Source organism: Pseudomonas sp. GW456-12-1-14-TSB6, assembly GCF_059424205.1.
This window is the reverse complement of sequence record NZ_JBWKZE010000015.1, coordinates 147,160-164,026: the sequence shown is the minus strand read 5'-3', so window position 1 is coordinate 164,026 and position 16,867 is coordinate 147,160. Positions and strand designations below refer to the sequence as shown.

Sequence of the window (16,867 nt, the reverse complement as noted above, 5' to 3'; positions counted from 1 at the left end):
ATTTTATTGGGGGGGTGTGGGGGCTTTATTGGTTAGGCGGGTTAGGCCCGATCAGCATATTTGGCAGTGCTATTAACCTTGGATGGTTAGGGAATTTTATAGCACTGATATATGTAGTGTGGATGTTGAATCTCTATAACTTTATGGACGGGATTGACGGACTAGCAAGCATAGAAGCGATTTGTGCATGTCTCGGTGCGTCATTGATATTCTGGATTACCGGAAACTATTCATTAATTTTGGCACCATTAATTCTGGCCTTCGCAGTGGCCGGATTCTGCTGGTGGAATTTTCCTCCTGCAAGAATATTCATGGGAGACGCAGGGAGTGGTTTCCTGGGTGTAACCCTTGCGATACTTTCTATCTATTCAGCGTGGACCTCCTCAGCTTTATTATTCGTGTGGTTGATTATGCTGGGGGTTTTCATAGTAGATGCCACGTTGACGCTTTTAAGACGGTTGGTTCGTGGGGACGCGGTATATGAAGCTCACCGAAGTCACGCCTATCAGTTTGCATCTCGTCAGTTGAAAAGTCACAAAAAGGTAACTTTTGGTGTCGCGGCTATCAATGTGTTTTGGTTGTGGCCAATGGCGTTGATTGTTGGCAAACAATGGATGGATCCAGTTTTGGGGGTCTTTATTTCATATCTTCCGCTAATTGCACTTGCCATATTCTTCAAGGGTGGAAGCCTGGAGCGTAAGGAAACTGCTGTTTAGGATTGATGCTCTGTCGGTTCTTTTTATAACCTCAGAAGTTCAGTTCGCAGCGCGAGGCCGGTATTTGAGTTGCGGTGCCTGGAGGCATCAGCGCTTTACCCGTTAAGGAGAGTTTAATTGTTTGCGATTTCCGTGGTGCGAGCAGCTGTTGTTTCAGCGTTTTTTTCGCTAGTTTGCGTTGTAATGCTACCCGTATCATTTTTTTCGGATACATCTGAATATATAACGATCTTGGCCACTGGAGAGCGGAATCCAGACTCAAAGGGTACAGAGGTATGGATACCTGAGTCAGACGCAAAACGGCTTCAAGCAAAAGTCGTTCGTCAGGATGCAGGCTGGGAATCCAGAGAAGGCGCTATGGTTTCCTATCAAAACCAACCGGCTACAATACAATCATTTCTGAAATTAAAGTCAGAAAAATATTTGACCTTTTCTACGCATGAGTACTCTGGAGTAGTGGAGGTAAAATATGGGAAGTCTGGACGCCGGATTGATCTGTATTCTCCTACTCAGGGAGTGCTAAAGCTTGATCTCAGTGAGATCGCGCCAATGAAAATCGATCTATTGGATAATTTCAGTTCCATTGCGTTGTCCTTGTTGGTTTCTTTTGTCGGTTTTTTTTCGCTTACATTGCTTTTGTCTTATCGATCAGCAGTTAAAAGCACTATGTCCGGTAACGGCTTGCTGAACGCTTGGGTTTTGATCTCAAGTTTTCTTATCTATGGTCTGGTCTTGGCTGCATATTGGCCAGCACAAATGTCACCCGATTCTATCAATCAGTGGCAGCAGATTGTAAGAGGGGAATACAACGACGCGCACCCGATTTTATCATCCTTGTTTTATAAGATGGCTTACAGCGTTTTTCCATTCCCTCAATCAGCTGCGATTTTGCAGTTGGTTGTGTTTGCTGCTGCGACATGGCTATTTTTAAAGGAGAGCTTGGCCTGGGGGGCGAATCCTCGATTCGTCGCCATATTCGCTGTTCTGTTTCCGCTGTTTCCATCAAACTTTCTCATTGTTACAACGCTTTGGAAGGATGTACCATTCACAGCAGGTCTGATAGTCCTCACTGCATTGATTGCAAGGGAGGTCAGATATAAGTTTACATTCAAGTTCAGTTCCTTGTTTTGGATGGGTGTCACAGGCGCGTTTGTTATCGCAATGCGTCACAATGGAATTCTGATCGTCCTGTTGTTTTTTCTGATCCTGTTTTGTTTTGCGAGAACTCGGAAAGCGCGCTTGAGTGTGGGGGCAACATTGGTTTCGCAGATCGCGGTCTTCTTGGTGTTTAAGTCCGTTCTCTTAACAGCTTTGAATGTCTCGCCAATATTGCCGCAGTACCGCGCAATTAACGCCGTCCATGTGCTAGGTGCGATGCAGGCTGCTGACTATCAATGGAGCCCTGCAGAAAAGCAGTTGCTAGAAAAATTTCTTCCAGAAAAAGTTTGGCGTGATAGTTACAATTGTGAAAGTGTGGTGCCTATTTTCTGGCATCCAATGCTTAGAGAGCACTGGAAGTTATTTGCGCAGAGTACGTCCGACTTGAATGCTCTCGCATTGAAAACAATACTCGCTAAGCCACTGGTTTTTGTGGAGCATCAGATCTGTGTGACGGGAATAATATGGCGTATTGGTGGCCGAGATCAGGAGTGGCTAAGTATCTCGCCGGGTGAAATAACGGATATGCCCGAGCGCAGGGAGCTCATGCTGGAACCACATTCGCTATTAAGTCCCTTAAAGGAATATATCACCACATCTATTCAACCGTTTGTTCAGAAAAGCACTATTTATAACCGGCCTGCACTGTATGTGCTTTTGGGGTTGGTTGCTATTTGTATAGTTTCCCTGCGTACCCAACTGCCAGCCTGGTTAATAATGGTCCCGTCGTTGACTAATTTACTGAGTCTAGTACCGTTAATTGGGGCTCAGGACTATCGATATGTCTGGCCATCGGTTGTAATGTCGCTTCTCGTGTTGTTCATGGCCTTGGGATTGGCTTTCGGTCGAAACCGTATAGAAGAAAAATGAGTTGATAAATGAGCATTGTAAATAATATCGCCGTAGTAATTCCAAGCTATAAAGTACGGGCGCATGTTCTTGATGTTATCAATAAAGTTGGCCCGGAAATTTCGAGAATCTACGTTGTTGATGACAGTTGCCCTGAGCAGTCTGGCCTGTTTGTTGAAGAGTTTTGTAGTGATCCTCGTGTCAAGGTTTTGAAGCATGAACGTAACCTTGGCGTAGGGGGGGCGGTCATGACGGGTTACAAAGCAGCGATTGCTGAAGGCATGGAGGTAATTGTAAAGCTGGACGGCGATGGGCAGATGGACCCGGATTTGATAATGGATTTCGTTGAGCCCATACTGTCTGGGGAGGCAGATTACACAAAAGGTAACCGCTTTTTTGATTTGGAGAAAGTTAGGGTAATGCCGAGGGCTCGCTTGTTCGGGAATGCAGTGCTTTCTTTTATGGCAAAATTGTCTTCAGGCTATTGGAATCTATTTGATCCTACCAATGGCTATACTGCAATTCATCGTGATGTCCTTCTTCATTTACCTTTGTCCAAAATTAGCGAAAGATACTTTTTTGAGACGGATATTTTGTTCAGGCTTAATACCTTGCGCGCTGTAGTGGTTGATGTGCCGATGGAGGCAAAATACGGCGATGAAATTAGTAATCTGAAAATATCGTCGATTGTAGGTGAGTTTTTGGCGAAACATGTCAGGAACTTCTTCAAACGAATTTTCTATAATTACTATTTACGAGATATGTCTGTTGCTTCAATTGAACTCCCATTTGGGTGCTTGATGCTGCTATTTGGAGCAGTGTTTGGCAGTTATAATTGGATAAAATCAATAGAGACGGGCCTTCAGTCCTCAGCAGGGACCGTAATGTTGTCGGCGTTACCACTGATTGTCGGTATGCATTTGATTCTTGCATTCCTGGGCCATGATATTAGATCGGTTCCAGATAGGCCGTTTCATCGTGGTAAAAGTCGAGTGGCAAATAAATTGGAGAAAAATAATGCAGAATGAAGATAAAGAATGGCTCGATTATAGAGCCCGTTTTGCTGAGGTGTATGACAACAGCAACTATGAAAGTCCGTTGCAGTCATTTGTAATGCGAGCGAGCCATAAGCTGACTGAGAGCCCTTACAACGAAAAAGTGAAATTCGAGCGCGTCCTTGAGGTTGGTGCCGGTACCGGCGAGCATCTCGCATTTGTTCAGCATGACTTTGATGAATATGTATTAACAGATATGGACGCCAAGACATTGTCGGTGGCGGCGCAGAAAGCATCGGCACGACATGAAGGAAGGTTGACGTTCTCTGTCCAGCAGGGAGGGAGCATCGATGCCGAGGATAACAGCTACGATCGCTTGATTGCCACGCACGTACTCGAACACATTTATTATCCTCATCTTGCGCTTAAAGAGTGGCGTAGAGTACTCAAGCCTGGAGGAGTATTGTCTATATTGATCCCTACTGATCCAGGTATTGCCTGGCGCTTTGGAAGGGCGTTGGGGCCTCGCAGAAATGCTATTGCGCAAAATATCGCTTACGATTATGTGATGGCGAGAGAGCATGTGAATTCATGCAATAATCTGGTTGCTTTGATGCGCCACTACTTTCCCAACGCCAAAGAGTCTTGGTGGCCTTTTAAATTTGCTTCGATTGATATGAATCTTTTTGTAGCGTTTCATGCTGTCGTTGAAAAGCCGGAAAGTCAGGTCTGATATGGTATATATCGCAGCTATTCTTTGTGTCGTGGGCTTGGCAATTGGTCAAGTACTCTTCAAAGTCAGCTCTAGCGCACTGGCAGTAGATGGCACGCTATTTACGGTGCGCGCATTGACCGCGTTGTTCAGCGCAATGCTCTTATATGCAATCACTTCAATTGCTTGGGTATGGATTCTGCAAAAAATTGAACTGGGTCGAATCTACCCTGTGATGGCTTTGGCATTTATTCTTGTGCCCATCGGTAGTCACTTGGTATTCGGCGAACGATTCAGTACGCAGTACTTTGTCGGGGTGTCTCTTATCATGATCGGCATCATTATTGCGAGTCGCGCTTGAGCGAGTGATGATATCTAGCGGAGAGGTAAGTGGCGAGATAAGTATTACTCCGCATCACACTCGTGCGGAGTAAATTTATCTTTCTCCGAGGCTCTATCGTTTTCTGGTTTTCATTCTGTAGCGCTTGATTGCATTTGCTAGTTTGAAAAGTACTAGCAATGCTGTCTTGTGGATAAAACTGATTCCTTCCAGTTGTTTTACGCCAGAAGTCCATTGAACTCGGCGGATATAATCAAGAACCTTTCGGCGCGCCGATTTTTTTAAGGGAGACAGAATGATAGTGCCGAGTGTCGGTGCTTGGTTTTTTTGGAATATATCACCGAAGCCAAAAATATCATGTTGGGGGGTTTCGATAAATATCCTCGCCAACTCAGTGCCCGGGTTTTCACTGATTTTTTTCCATACGCGAACGGCTAAATCATACAAGTCTGAAGAACCTACTACATAGCGTTCCAGGTAAGGTGCCCATGTCTGAGCCGCAAGTGCAACACCCTCCTGAAAATAGCTGGAAAATTCGTCGTATGAACTATTTTCTTCTTCAGATACATTGCGATAAGCAATAACCGAGCCCTGCGACTTTATGTACTTTTCCGTACTTCCCTTATTAGAGGTACACAGCATTTCTAGAACGGCAAATGATTCAAACAGTTTTCCTGTATCGGCATCACGTAGTTCATCTGCGGCGTAAGCACTTTTCGACGTGTTGTGTGGTTGGGAGTTGATCATTTTTCTCAAGCCCAGATACATGCCGTGAAAGTGGGTTTTGGTTTCCACTCTCGCAAGATTGTCCTGGATTGTTCCGCGCCATCCGATATCGACTATTCCCACGTTCTCACCGTCGGTTATACCCCTATCCTTAAGGTATTCGATTAGAAGAGTCCGTTGTTCGGAGATCTTGTTTTTGACGGCACTACTGAAGGTTTCAGAGTTGATGAGCCTCGATAAACAAGAGTTATTCTCTGGGTCGTCAATGACGTCAGAAGGGCTTAGTCCTAACTCAGATAGAAGGTCTGAAAAATCAGTGTGATCCAGACCTAGTGATGAGAATAGTCCGGATACTTTTTGGGATTGGTTCAGGCGCCAAATTCTATTCAACTCCTGATTTGAGACATCGCGCATTGACGCCGCGAACGTAGATAGGCGGCTGACTTCGAGTTCACTAGCGACAGGTAACTGATGTCCAAAGAGTTGGTTGTTCGGAAACAGTATTCTGTATATACGCAGAAAGAACTCGCCTTCGCGAGTCAGAAAAAATATACGATCTAAGTTCTGAAGAAGCGCTTGTTCTGAGATCCACAATACGAAGCCCAAGAATAGAGGTGCTGCCTCTACTCCGAATCGAAGCGCTGCGGTTTCTGTTTTCCCCAGTGTAAGGGAGGGGATTTCGGCCGCTTGGATGCTGAGATCTCGAAGATTTTTAAATAGAGTGTCGCGGGATGCGAACAAGCCTTCTCGGTATTCTCTTGCTGCATGGGATTTGTCAGGCAAAAATGAGGTGCCTGCAATTCCCATTTTTTGGGGCGCCTCTACGTCCGACCAAGGGTGATCACCAATGTGGACATGCTCTTGAGAGGACGCGCCGTAAAGGTTCTGGGCGTGCTGGAACAATGCGCCTGAACGCTTGTTAAGGCCAACGTCACAAGAGCTTATTCCTTCATCATATAAATGGCCGAGGCCTTTGTGCTCCAGTAGTTTTTTCAGCATGTCGGAACTCATGTAGAAGTCCGAAAGAAAAACTGTCTTCTCGGCGGGAAATTGCTTTAGGAAATCTTCAATATCCGGATCTTTGAAGGTACGGAGCATTTCAACCGATAGTTCGTAGTCAGCAAAACGTTGAGCCAATTCATCTTCGAATTCACATTCTAGAATTTCTTTCAACCACGCTTTAAATACCTGAACTATTTCGTACTCTTCGTCTTGACCGGCATCGCGGGCGGCTCTTGCGAGACGAAGTTCGGTGTAAATACGTGCTTTGTAAATCTCCCAGTATCCAGGGTATGACTGTTTAAATTTACCCAGCAATTGAAAGTAAACGTGCGCTGCCGTGGCCAGCTTAATGCATTCAGGGTGACAGTCTCTTCTGAGCAATGTGTCCCAGACGTCGACTGTTTTTAGCTTATAATTCATCTAACTTCCCGGCCGCCAAAGAGGACTTCGAAAATGGCTTCAAATTGTTTTACCCGAAGTTTGAACGACGGCGGTAGTTTGGCGGCTAATGCGCTCAGCTTGTGACGACGAACTATCCATCGACTCGTATTGAGACGACTTTTTTCTTGTTCGGCGTACTTTTGAAATGCATTGTTTGTAAGTTCGACTAATTGCGATCTGTCCATTGCCGGACCTTCCGCGGCCTTATCCACCCAAACGCGGAACTGTGCAGAGGACTCTTGCCAGGAAGGCCAGGTGTTTGCTGTTTCGTACGCTGCTTCCTGTAAGCGTGACAATTCGGAACGATCATTGATCAGTTTTTTGAGAGTTCTGACTACTTCATCTGTGTTACCGGTAGGAATCACCACAGCATTCTTGCCATCTACTATGTATTCGTCATGCCCCGAAACATCGAAAACGACTGCTGTCCCTCCGCAGTGGAAAATTTCCAGTGGTGGACCAAACATGCCTTCAACTGTGCTCAGTTTGATCAGAATGTCGCAGGAACGATAGATTTCAGCGGTCTTGACCATGGGAACTCTAGAGAATATCCGCGATACACCCGGGAGCCATTTGATCGGTGACCCAGTCAAAACCCAGATATCCCGCGCACCTGCTTCTTTGGCTAACCGTACTCCCAAAGCGGTATTTTTGAACGATACACCGAAGTGACCTTCGACTAGTATTCTAGGTTGCTTGGAAGTAGGGCGCGGGGCGCTGGCGGCACCACTTAGCGAGTAGACATCCTTTCGAATGCCATTGCGCACCAGTGCTGTCTGTCTATCAAAATCCTCGGTAAGGGTCGTCTGAATCCACGTCGCTTCAGTGACGTACTCGATGGGGAAGTGATAAGTAGCGTCGACCAGCGCTCTCAAGGGCTTTTCTGATGAAGGATAGAATCTTGACTCAATGGACTGCACGAAATAGGCGTACCTCGCTGCGGTGAAGTTACCAAGCTCGAACGCAGTTTTCCACCAAGTGGCGATAACTAGAGCGAAGGTCTCCCGTTTAGCCTCCTCGATGGGCAGGCAACGAAGTCGCGGCGCTTCATCGTGCCAGGATAAGGTCGTGTCGTTAAAGGCTTCCTGAACCGCCAACGTCACATCGTAGCCTTGATTGCGAAGGTAGGCTGCGTGCTGAATGATGACGTAAGTTCCACCGCTGATAGCCATGGAGCCGACGAGAAAACAGATTCTTTTATCGTTCAATTTCTATTACTTCTGTAAATAGCGGATTAGTCCATACAAGTTGGCAATTGGGCGGCCAACCCGCTCGTTGAGCATCTTCCATGGCCAGAAACCAAGCAGTCCCCGCCCTTTACGTTGAAGGACGGCGACCAAAAATTTCAATCTGTCAGAAAGCCTCGGACTCTCGAATGTGCTCGCAAAAGAGGAGCGTTCAAATACACCATAGTTTTCTACGTGAAACACGGAAGAAAACCAGTTGAGCTCGTTCTGCGTTGGCTGGAAAACCAGGCGTGCATGATTTCGTGCGATGTCGTGTAGATCAAAGTTTCGGGCTTTCAATCGGTTGAAACGATCAAATATGTGTCGCTGAACCGGAAAAACCTGGCTCTCCAGCATATGCTGTTCATGAAAAGCATCATGAACGACATATGCTTTTCCATCAGCATCGATTTGATAGCTTGCCGCTGAGCCATGATCCGCTGCCAGGATAATCTCGAATAGCGCGCGGTTTTCATTAAATACATGAAAGCGCGGTGATCGTCCCTCAACGGCTGAAAACAAAAGTCCGTGTTTCACGTTCATTGAACTGGCGCCTCCCGGTGCGACTAGGCCAATGTAGTAACCGGTAACTTTTTTGACCGACGATGCGGGCTCCTTGGTCAACAGTGCAAATAGATTGTCCTGAATGGTGCCTTTCCATCCCACGTCGACCACGACTAACTCTTCGGGCACGTTATTGTCGGACAAAGAGGACAGGTACTTCCAAAATGTGCTACGACGTAACTCTCGTTGTTCGTCAAAAATACTATTGAATTTTGGTGAATTTTTCAGCTTTAAAAACAACTGGCTTTCTGGGAAGTTGTCAATCCGCTGCTCGGACTCTTTGGCCGAGATCGCCAACGCATCGAGCAGCTCTGTAATATTTTCTTCTAGGCCAATACTGGAGAGGAACTCTAGTAGTGACATGCAGCGGTACTGCCGGAACAGTGTTGTAAATTTCTCGCTGCTCAGTGCATCCAGTGACGGAAGCAAAGTTGCACGACGAGAAACTTCCAGATATCTGCTCTGGATCAGACTGCCCGAAACAAGGCAGTAACTGTCAAACATCTTCTTTAGAGGCTGCCCCTCGCGGGAGAGGAAGTAAACTTGCTGGACTCCACGTTCAACCAGTTTTCGATGTAGTTCCGACACCCAGTATAAAAGGGTGTAGGCCAACTCTCCGAAAATTTCGAAGGAATCAGAGGTTTCCTTGAGTCCATTTTCTCTGATATCACTCGGCGTCGCTGGGGAGTTTTTCACTGCATAAATTCCGATTGAATTAACCAAACCACTAATGCTTGATTTGTCGTAGTTGGCTGAAGCGAATGCTGTCGTTCAGCCAACTGCGCTCTGTGAGTGCTAGCCGGAGCATTTTTCCTGGCTGAGCATATCCGCGTTACCGTGTTGATTGGTCGCGATCAGCCCATCAAAGTAGCGCCCGAATTTTTCTGCTTTTATGGACCAGTCCCAATCCTTGATTCGTTCAACGTTCTCCGAGGAAAGCTGAAGCAGTTGTGTCGGGTTTTCAGCCAGTTTTCGCAAGCTGGCCTTGAGGGCCTCTACCGATCGTTCTGGCAGTATAAATCCTTTTTGCAGATCCCCGAATGCCTGTGGCACGATGCCGACGTCTGTACTGATTACCGGCACACCGCAAGCCATGGCTTCTAAAACAGGATTCGGAGTGCCCTCAATTTTGGAAGTGCATACGTAGACATCTATCTGGGCATAGTAATCTGGCATTTTGTCATGAGGAATGAATCGCTCCTGACGATCTGCGAACAGGGCCCTGATAGGAACACCTTCCTGTTGCAATTGCTCAATGGCAGGCTTCAGGATTGTATTCACGCCCTTGAAGTCTTCTAGCTCGGCCGCCCATTTGCTGTTCCCTACCCACCCGACGACGAGCTCTCGCTGGCTGACATGTTGAAGGCGTTCGATATTGATGGGGTGGAATTTATGTAAATTCACACCATCCTCCACGACTTCTGTTGGGAATGGATAGTTTTCGACGGAACAGTAGATTCGATTGAGCTTTTCGGAGCCCACGGTATAGCCATCTATCACATTGTTAAATAGATAGGCCCGCTCGCTCAATTCATTTTTTTCTAGTAATAAATGATCATACACACTGGTGCTTAGTATTTTTGAGGCGATGAAGCGTTCGTGGAATAGCTCGTAGGGTATTCCTAGGCTTTCGGCATAACCTTTATAGTATGGGGTACCAATCAGAGTTAAGTGCTCTCTCCAGAAGAAGTGAACAATATCGCAATCTTCTGTAAGCAAGAATACTTTGTTGATGTTGTCAATGATATCCATTGGTATCACGACAAAGTCAAACTTATAGCTCAAGTAACGCTCTAGCTGTCGGGCAATATTTCCAAACGCCCAATTGTCAGTGTCGATAATCAGTGCAATTTTTGTTTTTTGATGATGCTCGGTATGGGCGTGAACAATTGCAGAGATATGTCCTTCTTCTTTATTCAATCCCAGTTCCTGGTGTCGCGCTTCAACCCATCGGTCCACCGCATCTCCCCAGATCTTGAAGCCATGTTTCTCTTCAAGATGCATTGCGGATTTATGAAGAACACCGCGAGAGAATCGCTCTTTTTCGTAATCGCGATCAGCGTCTGAGTCAGGCATTGGATGGTCATGTACTAGTGCACAGCTGGAGGCACAGCCTACTTTATAGCCTTCCTGAAAAAGGCGGACCGAAAAGTCTATATCTTCGAAGCCGACAAACATGCCTTCATCATACCCGCCAAGACGAGTAAATGTTTCTTTCTTGATTACACACGCACCACCGAAAAGAAAGGTTCCAAGAAACGGCTGACCCACAGTGCTTTCTACTTTGGTTTGTAGCGACGCGCTACCTGCTCCAATATGAAGTTCGCCTTCCTCATATGACACGTAAACGTGCCCACCTCTGGCGAAAATTGTTTCGCCATCCGGATCCAGGAGGGGAAGGCTCATGAAATGGCAGCCGAGAACAGCGAGATCATTCTGGATTTCTTTCAAGGGGTTGAAAGTAAAATAGATGTCATTGTCAAGACACATCAGCCATTCTGTTGTTACATGTGGAATTGTTCGATTTCGGCCCCCTGAAACGCCAAAATTCTGACCGAGTTCCACAATTCGAGTACGGAAACTCAGTGCTTTGCATGCAATACGCAGGCACTCGATTTCCTCCTCCGACGAACCGTTGTCAATAATTAAAATTTCGCCCGCGAAATTTGGCAAAAATCGTTCAATCGACTCTAGAAGTTTGATCGATAGAGAAGAGCGGTTCATTGACAGGAATGAAATCGTTAGATTCTCGCCACTTGATCCTATATTAGGACCAGCATCCTTCCAACAGTCTTTCGCGAGAAGTGCATGTGCCTTGTCATAAACATAAAGCCCGCGGGAAAGGCCTGGGATGATGTCTAATTCAGGACCTTTCATTAGATTGAATTCCCGCGAACTATTTTGAATGCTCTCTTCATTAGTGCTCGAAGAGGTTTAGGGACGAGATTGCCCAAGAGGATATAGCGATGATACCCAATGCGCATATTATCTCGTTCGGCGGCAATGCTCATCTTGTCGTCATAAGCAGACTGAAGTTCTGCTTGAAGTGCGAGGATACGCTCTTTGACGAGTTCGTTTTCTCCCAGGGTTGCTTGATAATTCAGTCTTGTTTTTCGCAGGTCTGATTTGAATTGTTCGAGCGTCGATTCGAGCTCGCTCAGTTTCAAGCGCTCTTCTATCGATAGTGTGCCTTCCATCGCAGGAATCATGCGGGCATAAGCATCCATGCTTACAGGGAAAATTGCCGCACCATTGGTTATTTCAGGTGCATTCCAAATTCCGAAAAAATAGCTGCAGTTTTCTGCGTTGAACTCGGGTTTCTCACCGCCGTTTACAAGATAGGCTCCCTGGATATGATTAAACTTCATCCAGCTGTCTGGAACGTTATTGTAGTCGTGCTCGATGTCTAGAGAAGTTGAACCGAACCCCATAACGGCAGTGCCGATACTCCAGTTTACGTTGTCACCCAATACGCCGCAGGCCAGTTCTTTGAACTCTTCGATTCGGTACTTTCGGAGATGGTACGGGTTTCTTTGGTAATCTTCCGGAAAGTACCAGTGGTCATTAGGGCAACTGATAATGATGGTGGCGCCTTCTTTTGCGACACGCTTGAGCGATTGCAGGTAGGCGATCGGGTCCTTGATGTGTTCAATGGTTTCAAGTGAAACAACGACATCAAAATAGTTTTCTGGAAACTGCGATTCTATCTTTGTGGCGTCGGCTGCAATGAATTTTATTCCAGGTCCGCCAAATGACTGGTTTGAGCGGTTCACCGCGTCTTCGAATACGTCGACTCCTACGACCTCACTGGCCCCTGACTGTTTTAGGAGATAACTTCCATAACCCTCTCCCGAGGCGATATCAAGCACGCGCTTATTCTTCACAAAAGGCGTCGCGACCGAATACCTTGCGAAATGAATGGATGCTTCTATGTTTGCTCTCTCTGGAGCTGAGTTGATATCTAACCGTTCCATTTGGGGCCTGTCTTAAATGCTGTTGAAGTCGTTGGGTTGAAAGTTCCAGTGTCGTGGGAGGCTAAGCATGCCAACCGCTTTGAAATTGTCCTCGACTCGGAACGAACATGCGTTTGTTGCTTCTGCGTACGTTATAAAGCCAACATTATCATTGATGGCTAGCCGCCATTTGTACTGGCCGCTAAGCAGAGGGAAATCCGGAAAGTTGATAGTTACAGTCCCGGCACTTGATGAATTATAAGCGGGTATCTTATCCATCAAGGTAGTGGCACCGCACAAGTAAGTCCCATCGTGTCTATATAGGTTGAAAACGAAGCTGATTTCTTTTGGCGGGTTTTCAACCATTGCTTTGAAGTCGAAGCTTACGCTTATGGACTGCCCCGTTGTTACTGTGTTTACGGTGCTGCCTTCGGCATCGATCAGGCGCACGTCCGTAATCTTGAATAGCTGACCAGCCGTTTCTGCGTCGTTTCCAGACTCGCTGGCGTTGGCACTTTCTGAGAGTGTTGAGTCCGACGCTGAGGTTTCTTTTGCTTCTTTATCTGCCGCGCGAACGGTTACTGCATTGTTTTGCGCAATTTGAGCTTCCATCTCAATCATGTACTGATCGATGACTTTGGGGGCGGCGCCAAACATTACTTGGCGTCCTTCCTTTAGAAAGAGTGCCCGCTCGCACGCGGACTTCACCTGATATTGATCATGAGATACGAACAATATAGTGCAGCCACGATCACGGATTTCATAAAACTTGGAAAGGCAGCGGCGCTGGAATGCTGCGTCGCCTACAGCAAGAATTTCATCGACAATAAGGATCTCTGGCTCGACGTGAACGGAGACAGAGAATGCCAGCCTGGCAAACATGCCACTTGAATAGTGTTTGACCGGGCTGTCGATAAACTGGCCGATGTCCGCGAATCCGGCAATTTTATCGAATCGATTGTCTACTTCTTCTTTTGTCAGTCCGAGTATCTTGGCGCTTAAATAGACGTTTTCGCGCCCGGTAAACTCGGGGTTGAATCCCGAACCTAGTTCTAATAACGCGGAAAGTCGTCCGTCGCGTGTTACATGTCCATGGGAGGGGGTAAGTGTTCCGCATATTATCTGTAATAACGTAGACTTCCCGGATCCATTGCGTCCGACAATTCCGACAGTTTCTCCCTTTTTGACATCAAAATTGATATCTTTCAAGGCCCAGAATTCGTCTTTTGGGTCAGGCGATTTGTTCCAGAGTATTTGCTTCAGCCGGTCCTGAGGTTTTTCATACAAATGGTAAACCTTTGACACACCGGCAACCGAAATTGCCAAGTCATTAGAGGACATCAGCAAACCCCTTCTTTGTTTTTTGGAACCAAATGAAACCCAACCAGGCAATGACAACTGCGCATAGCATGTAAATGGCCAAACCCTGGAAGTCTGGAAGTCTTCCCCAGATCATTACTTCACGTGCCTGTTCAATAATAAATGTCAATGGATTGAGCATCAGCCACGGACGAACCGCTTCTGGTAGAGAAGTCGCAGGGTAGAAAACAGGGGAGAGAAACATTAGTACCGTCGTAAACAAGCCTATGGTCTGAGCGACATCCCGCAGATACACCCCCAGTGAAGCCAGAAACCAGGCTGCGCCTAGAGAAAGAACAATCAAAGGAAGCAACACGACTGGCGCAAAGATAGCGGTCCAATGAATAAAACCGTTAAAAATAAAGAAGGCGATAAGTAATACGGACAGACTGACGATGGCATGAAATAGCGCAACACCGATGCTGACTGCAGGTAGTATTTCGATGGGAAACACAACCTTTTTTACGTAGTTGGCATTGTCGAGGATCAACCGGGGGGCCCGGTTGAGAATTTCGGCAAATAGTCCATGAACGATCATCCCGACGAACAGAATGACTGCGAAGTCAGTCTTGCTGTCGGTGCCACCCGTTCCCCACCTTGATTTGAAAATTACCGCGAAAAAGAAGGTGTAGACTAGCAGCATCAGAACGGGATTGAAGAACGACCAGGCCAGGCCAAGCACAGACCCACGGTAGCGTCCGATGACTTCCCGCTTCGTCAATTGAAGAGCCAGTGTACGGTTACGCCACAAACTCGATATCAATGTGAGTGGAGAAGCTGAATGCCTGCTGTGTGGGTTGATCGGCGTTGCCTTTTGCATCGTTACACTCACTGGTTGAATCCTTTGGGAGGGCTTGCTCTACCTGTCACTGGAATTTTCAGGCATTCCATTGCGGAGATAGGTACCAATATTTTGTTGACTTGCCTGTTTCGATTCAGTGTTATCAGGTCTGATTGTATTCCTGGGGTGCGGTGCGTTTCGAGAAAGCAACAGAGGCTCACCCACTGTACGTGTGTACAACTTTATCCCCGAGAAAAGCCGCTATCATGTTGCAAGAGGTGGAGCCTCAAATTTAGCGGAGGGTTTAATATAATTTTTAAAAGAATGATAGGCACTGTTGGTGCGGATGCCTGTATTGTTTTGGGGGAGATGTTTTTGAGCTTGAATAATCGAAACCCACTAGTCTCTTTGTCGGCATCGAAGTAAACAGGCGCCACTGGATTCGGTAAGACGTAGCATTATTGACACGTAATATATTCAATTGACTCACCACCACCTACCTCCAGATCCTTTCCCCAAAGCACAACCACAAGGGCAGATTTCTTGCCTGGGCCGAGGGTCGTCTTTAGCCAGGGAAGAGCTCAGCCCAAGCGTAGACGCGCGATTGTATCACTCTGGAACTAAGTCGTATAACCCCTGGTAAGGAGGATGGATCTCTGGCGACGCTCATTCCGATCAAGGGAGCGCAGGTCATTTTTGGGGCGGGGAGGCTCGAAGTGCACCCGCGCTCGGCCAAGGCGTGAAAGCCCTGACCGAGAGCACGCCGTCGGGAGGTATCACTCTACTGCAAGATGTTGCAGCAAGCGGTGCAGCCCAGTTTTTATTGGGGTCTGCTGAGGTAGTGCAAATCTTTTGGTCAGGCGTGTGTTGTTGGCTCTGGAGTGGCGAATATCACCCGGGCGCGCCTCGGCATAGCTGACTGGAGGCAGTTTTCCGACGACTTCAGCCAAAGCTTCCAGAATCTGATTCAGACTGGTGGTTTGGCTCATTCCGACGTTGGTCGCTCCCGATTCAACTGTCGGGGACTCAATCGCCTGAACCAGTATCTTGACCAGATCTTCAACGTATACAAAATCTCGGGTTTGCTCACCATCGCCGAAAACGTTGATTGGCAGACCTTTCTGCGCACGTTCGCTGAAAATGCTGATAACGCCGGAGTATGGCGAGGACGGATCCTGGCGAGGCCCGAATATATTGAAGAAGCGAAAAATAACTGGCTCAAGAGCATGCTGGCGTCCATAGAACTCGAAATAGTATTCGCTTGCCAGTTTGTCGGATGCGTAGGGTGTCAATGGCGCCTTCGGAGTTTCCTCATCGATCGGGTGTCCTTCACCGTTGTTGCCGTATACGGCTGCGCTTGACGCGAACACCACACGTTTGACGTTGGCCTGGCGCATGGCTTCACAAACATTCAAAGTTCCGATGAAGTTGCTCTGATGGGTGCGAACCGGATCGTCTACTGATGCCTGCACAGATGCTACTGCTGCCAAATGTACGACTGCCTGGCAGCCGGCAACGGCACGTTTAACCACATCGGCGTCGGCAACGTCACCTTTGATGAATTCTACCTTGGATGGCGAATTCGGCAGGTTGCTGAGCTTGCCTGTCGACAGGTCATCGAGAATTCTGACCGTATAGCCTCTTTCAAGAAGGGCGCCCGTCAAATGGGAGCCGATGAAGCCGGCACCGCCGGTGATTAAGATTAGGTTATTCGCCATGCTGGTGACCTTTAAGATGGTTTCGTGCTTCACGCCTGGCCTGGTGCTGGGAATCTTGTTCCTCGACGAGAGATGTAGGAGGGGGCTATCTCGAGAGGGCTGGTTCAGGCGCGGTGTCCAGACCTCTAGTGTCTCACAACAGTACTGCGCAATCGAGTTGCAGGCGTGCGTGCGAAGGCTTTCCCGCATCCGCCGGAGTTGCGTGATGGCAATTGGCTTGAAGGCTCGGCCGGCAATATGGCAGGTTCTGATGTACGGAATCAAAAAAAGCAGGTTCGTTTTCGCTTGCGCAAGTACAATGGACGGGGACTTTGACGGTTGAGGTTT

13 protein-coding genes are annotated in these 16,867 nt (G+C 47.3%); 5 read left to right on the top strand and 8 right to left on the bottom strand.

Features of this window, described 5'->3' with window-relative positions:
- From AC07Y2_RS16305 to AC07Y2_RS16285, 5 genes are all read left to right on the top strand, one after another.
- A partial coding sequence (locus AC07Y2_RS16305) for an MraY family glycosyltransferase (protein ID WP_103386375.1) occupies positions 1-716 on the top strand: 716 nt, incomplete at its 5' end.
- Between the two features lie 117 nt (positions 717-833).
- Positions 834-2,744 carry a hypothetical protein gene (locus AC07Y2_RS16300; RefSeq protein WP_146040482.1) on the top strand — a complete coding sequence of 637 codons (1,911 nt, stop codon included), beginning with the start codon at positions 834-836 and terminating at the stop codon, positions 2,742-2,744.
- A gap of 8 nt (positions 2,745-2,752) precedes the next feature.
- Positions 2,753-3,751 carry a glycosyltransferase family 2 protein gene (locus AC07Y2_RS16295; RefSeq protein ID WP_103386373.1) on the top strand — a complete coding sequence of 333 codons (999 nt, stop codon included), beginning with the start codon at positions 2,753-2,755 and terminating at the stop codon, positions 3,749-3,751.
- Positions 3,741-4,451 carry a class I SAM-dependent methyltransferase gene (locus AC07Y2_RS16290; RefSeq protein ID WP_103386372.1) on the top strand — a complete coding sequence of 237 codons (711 nt, stop codon included), beginning with the start codon at positions 3,741-3,743 and terminating at the stop codon, positions 4,449-4,451. The genes AC07Y2_RS16295 and AC07Y2_RS16290 overlap by 11 nt, the downstream gene beginning before the upstream one ends.
- Complete coding sequence (locus AC07Y2_RS16285) at positions 4,417-4,791, top strand: DMT family transporter (RefSeq protein ID WP_256587012.1); 375 nt, start codon at positions 4,417-4,419, stop codon at positions 4,789-4,791. Before AC07Y2_RS16290 ends, AC07Y2_RS16285 begins: the two co-directional genes overlap by 35 nt.
- Positions 4,792-4,884: 93 nt before the next feature.
- Here the strand turns inward: AC07Y2_RS16285 and AC07Y2_RS16280 are convergent, their stop codons facing one another.
- The 8 genes from AC07Y2_RS16280 to AC07Y2_RS16245 form a co-directional block, all read right to left on the bottom strand.
- A complete protein-coding gene (locus tag AC07Y2_RS16280; RefSeq protein WP_103386370.1) occupies positions 4,885-6,918 on the bottom strand; it encodes an HAD family hydrolase in 2,034 nt (677 codons plus the stop codon).
- Positions 6,915-8,147 (bottom strand): glycosyltransferase, encoded by a 1,233-nt coding sequence (locus tag AC07Y2_RS16275; RefSeq protein ID WP_256587011.1) that lies wholly within the window; start codon positions 8,145-8,147, stop codon positions 6,915-6,917. The genes AC07Y2_RS16280 and AC07Y2_RS16275 overlap by 4 nt, the downstream gene beginning before the upstream one ends.
- 6 nt (positions 8,148-8,153) lie before the next feature.
- Positions 8,154-9,425, bottom strand: coding sequence for a hypothetical protein (locus AC07Y2_RS16270; RefSeq protein ID WP_256587010.1), 1,272 nt, complete (start codon positions 9,423-9,425; stop codon positions 8,154-8,156).
- A gap of 99 nt (positions 9,426-9,524) precedes the next feature.
- Complete coding sequence (locus AC07Y2_RS16265) at positions 9,525-11,606, bottom strand: glycosyltransferase (RefSeq protein ID WP_103386368.1); 2,082 nt, start codon at positions 11,604-11,606, stop codon at positions 9,525-9,527.
- On the bottom strand, positions 11,606-12,703 hold the full coding sequence (locus AC07Y2_RS16260; protein ID WP_103386367.1) for a class I SAM-dependent methyltransferase: 1,098 nt from the start codon (positions 12,701-12,703) through the stop codon (positions 11,606-11,608). The genes AC07Y2_RS16265 and AC07Y2_RS16260 overlap by 1 nt, the downstream gene beginning before the upstream one ends.
- 12 nt (positions 12,704-12,715) lie before the next feature.
- Positions 12,716-14,023, bottom strand: a complete 1,308-nt coding sequence (locus tag AC07Y2_RS16255) for an ABC transporter ATP-binding protein (protein ID WP_103386366.1) — start codon at positions 14,021-14,023, stop codon at positions 12,716-12,718.
- Positions 14,013-14,843: an ABC transporter permease gene (locus AC07Y2_RS16250; protein ID WP_207273854.1), complete on the bottom strand. Its 831-nt coding sequence runs from the start codon at positions 14,841-14,843 to the stop codon at positions 14,013-14,015. The genes AC07Y2_RS16255 and AC07Y2_RS16250 overlap by 11 nt, the downstream gene beginning before the upstream one ends.
- Positions 14,844-15,598: 755 nt before the next feature.
- A complete protein-coding gene (locus AC07Y2_RS16245; protein WP_103386364.1) occupies positions 15,599-16,540 on the bottom strand; it encodes an SDR family NAD(P)-dependent oxidoreductase in 942 nt (313 codons plus the stop codon).
- Positions 16,541-16,867: the final 327 nt, after the last annotated feature.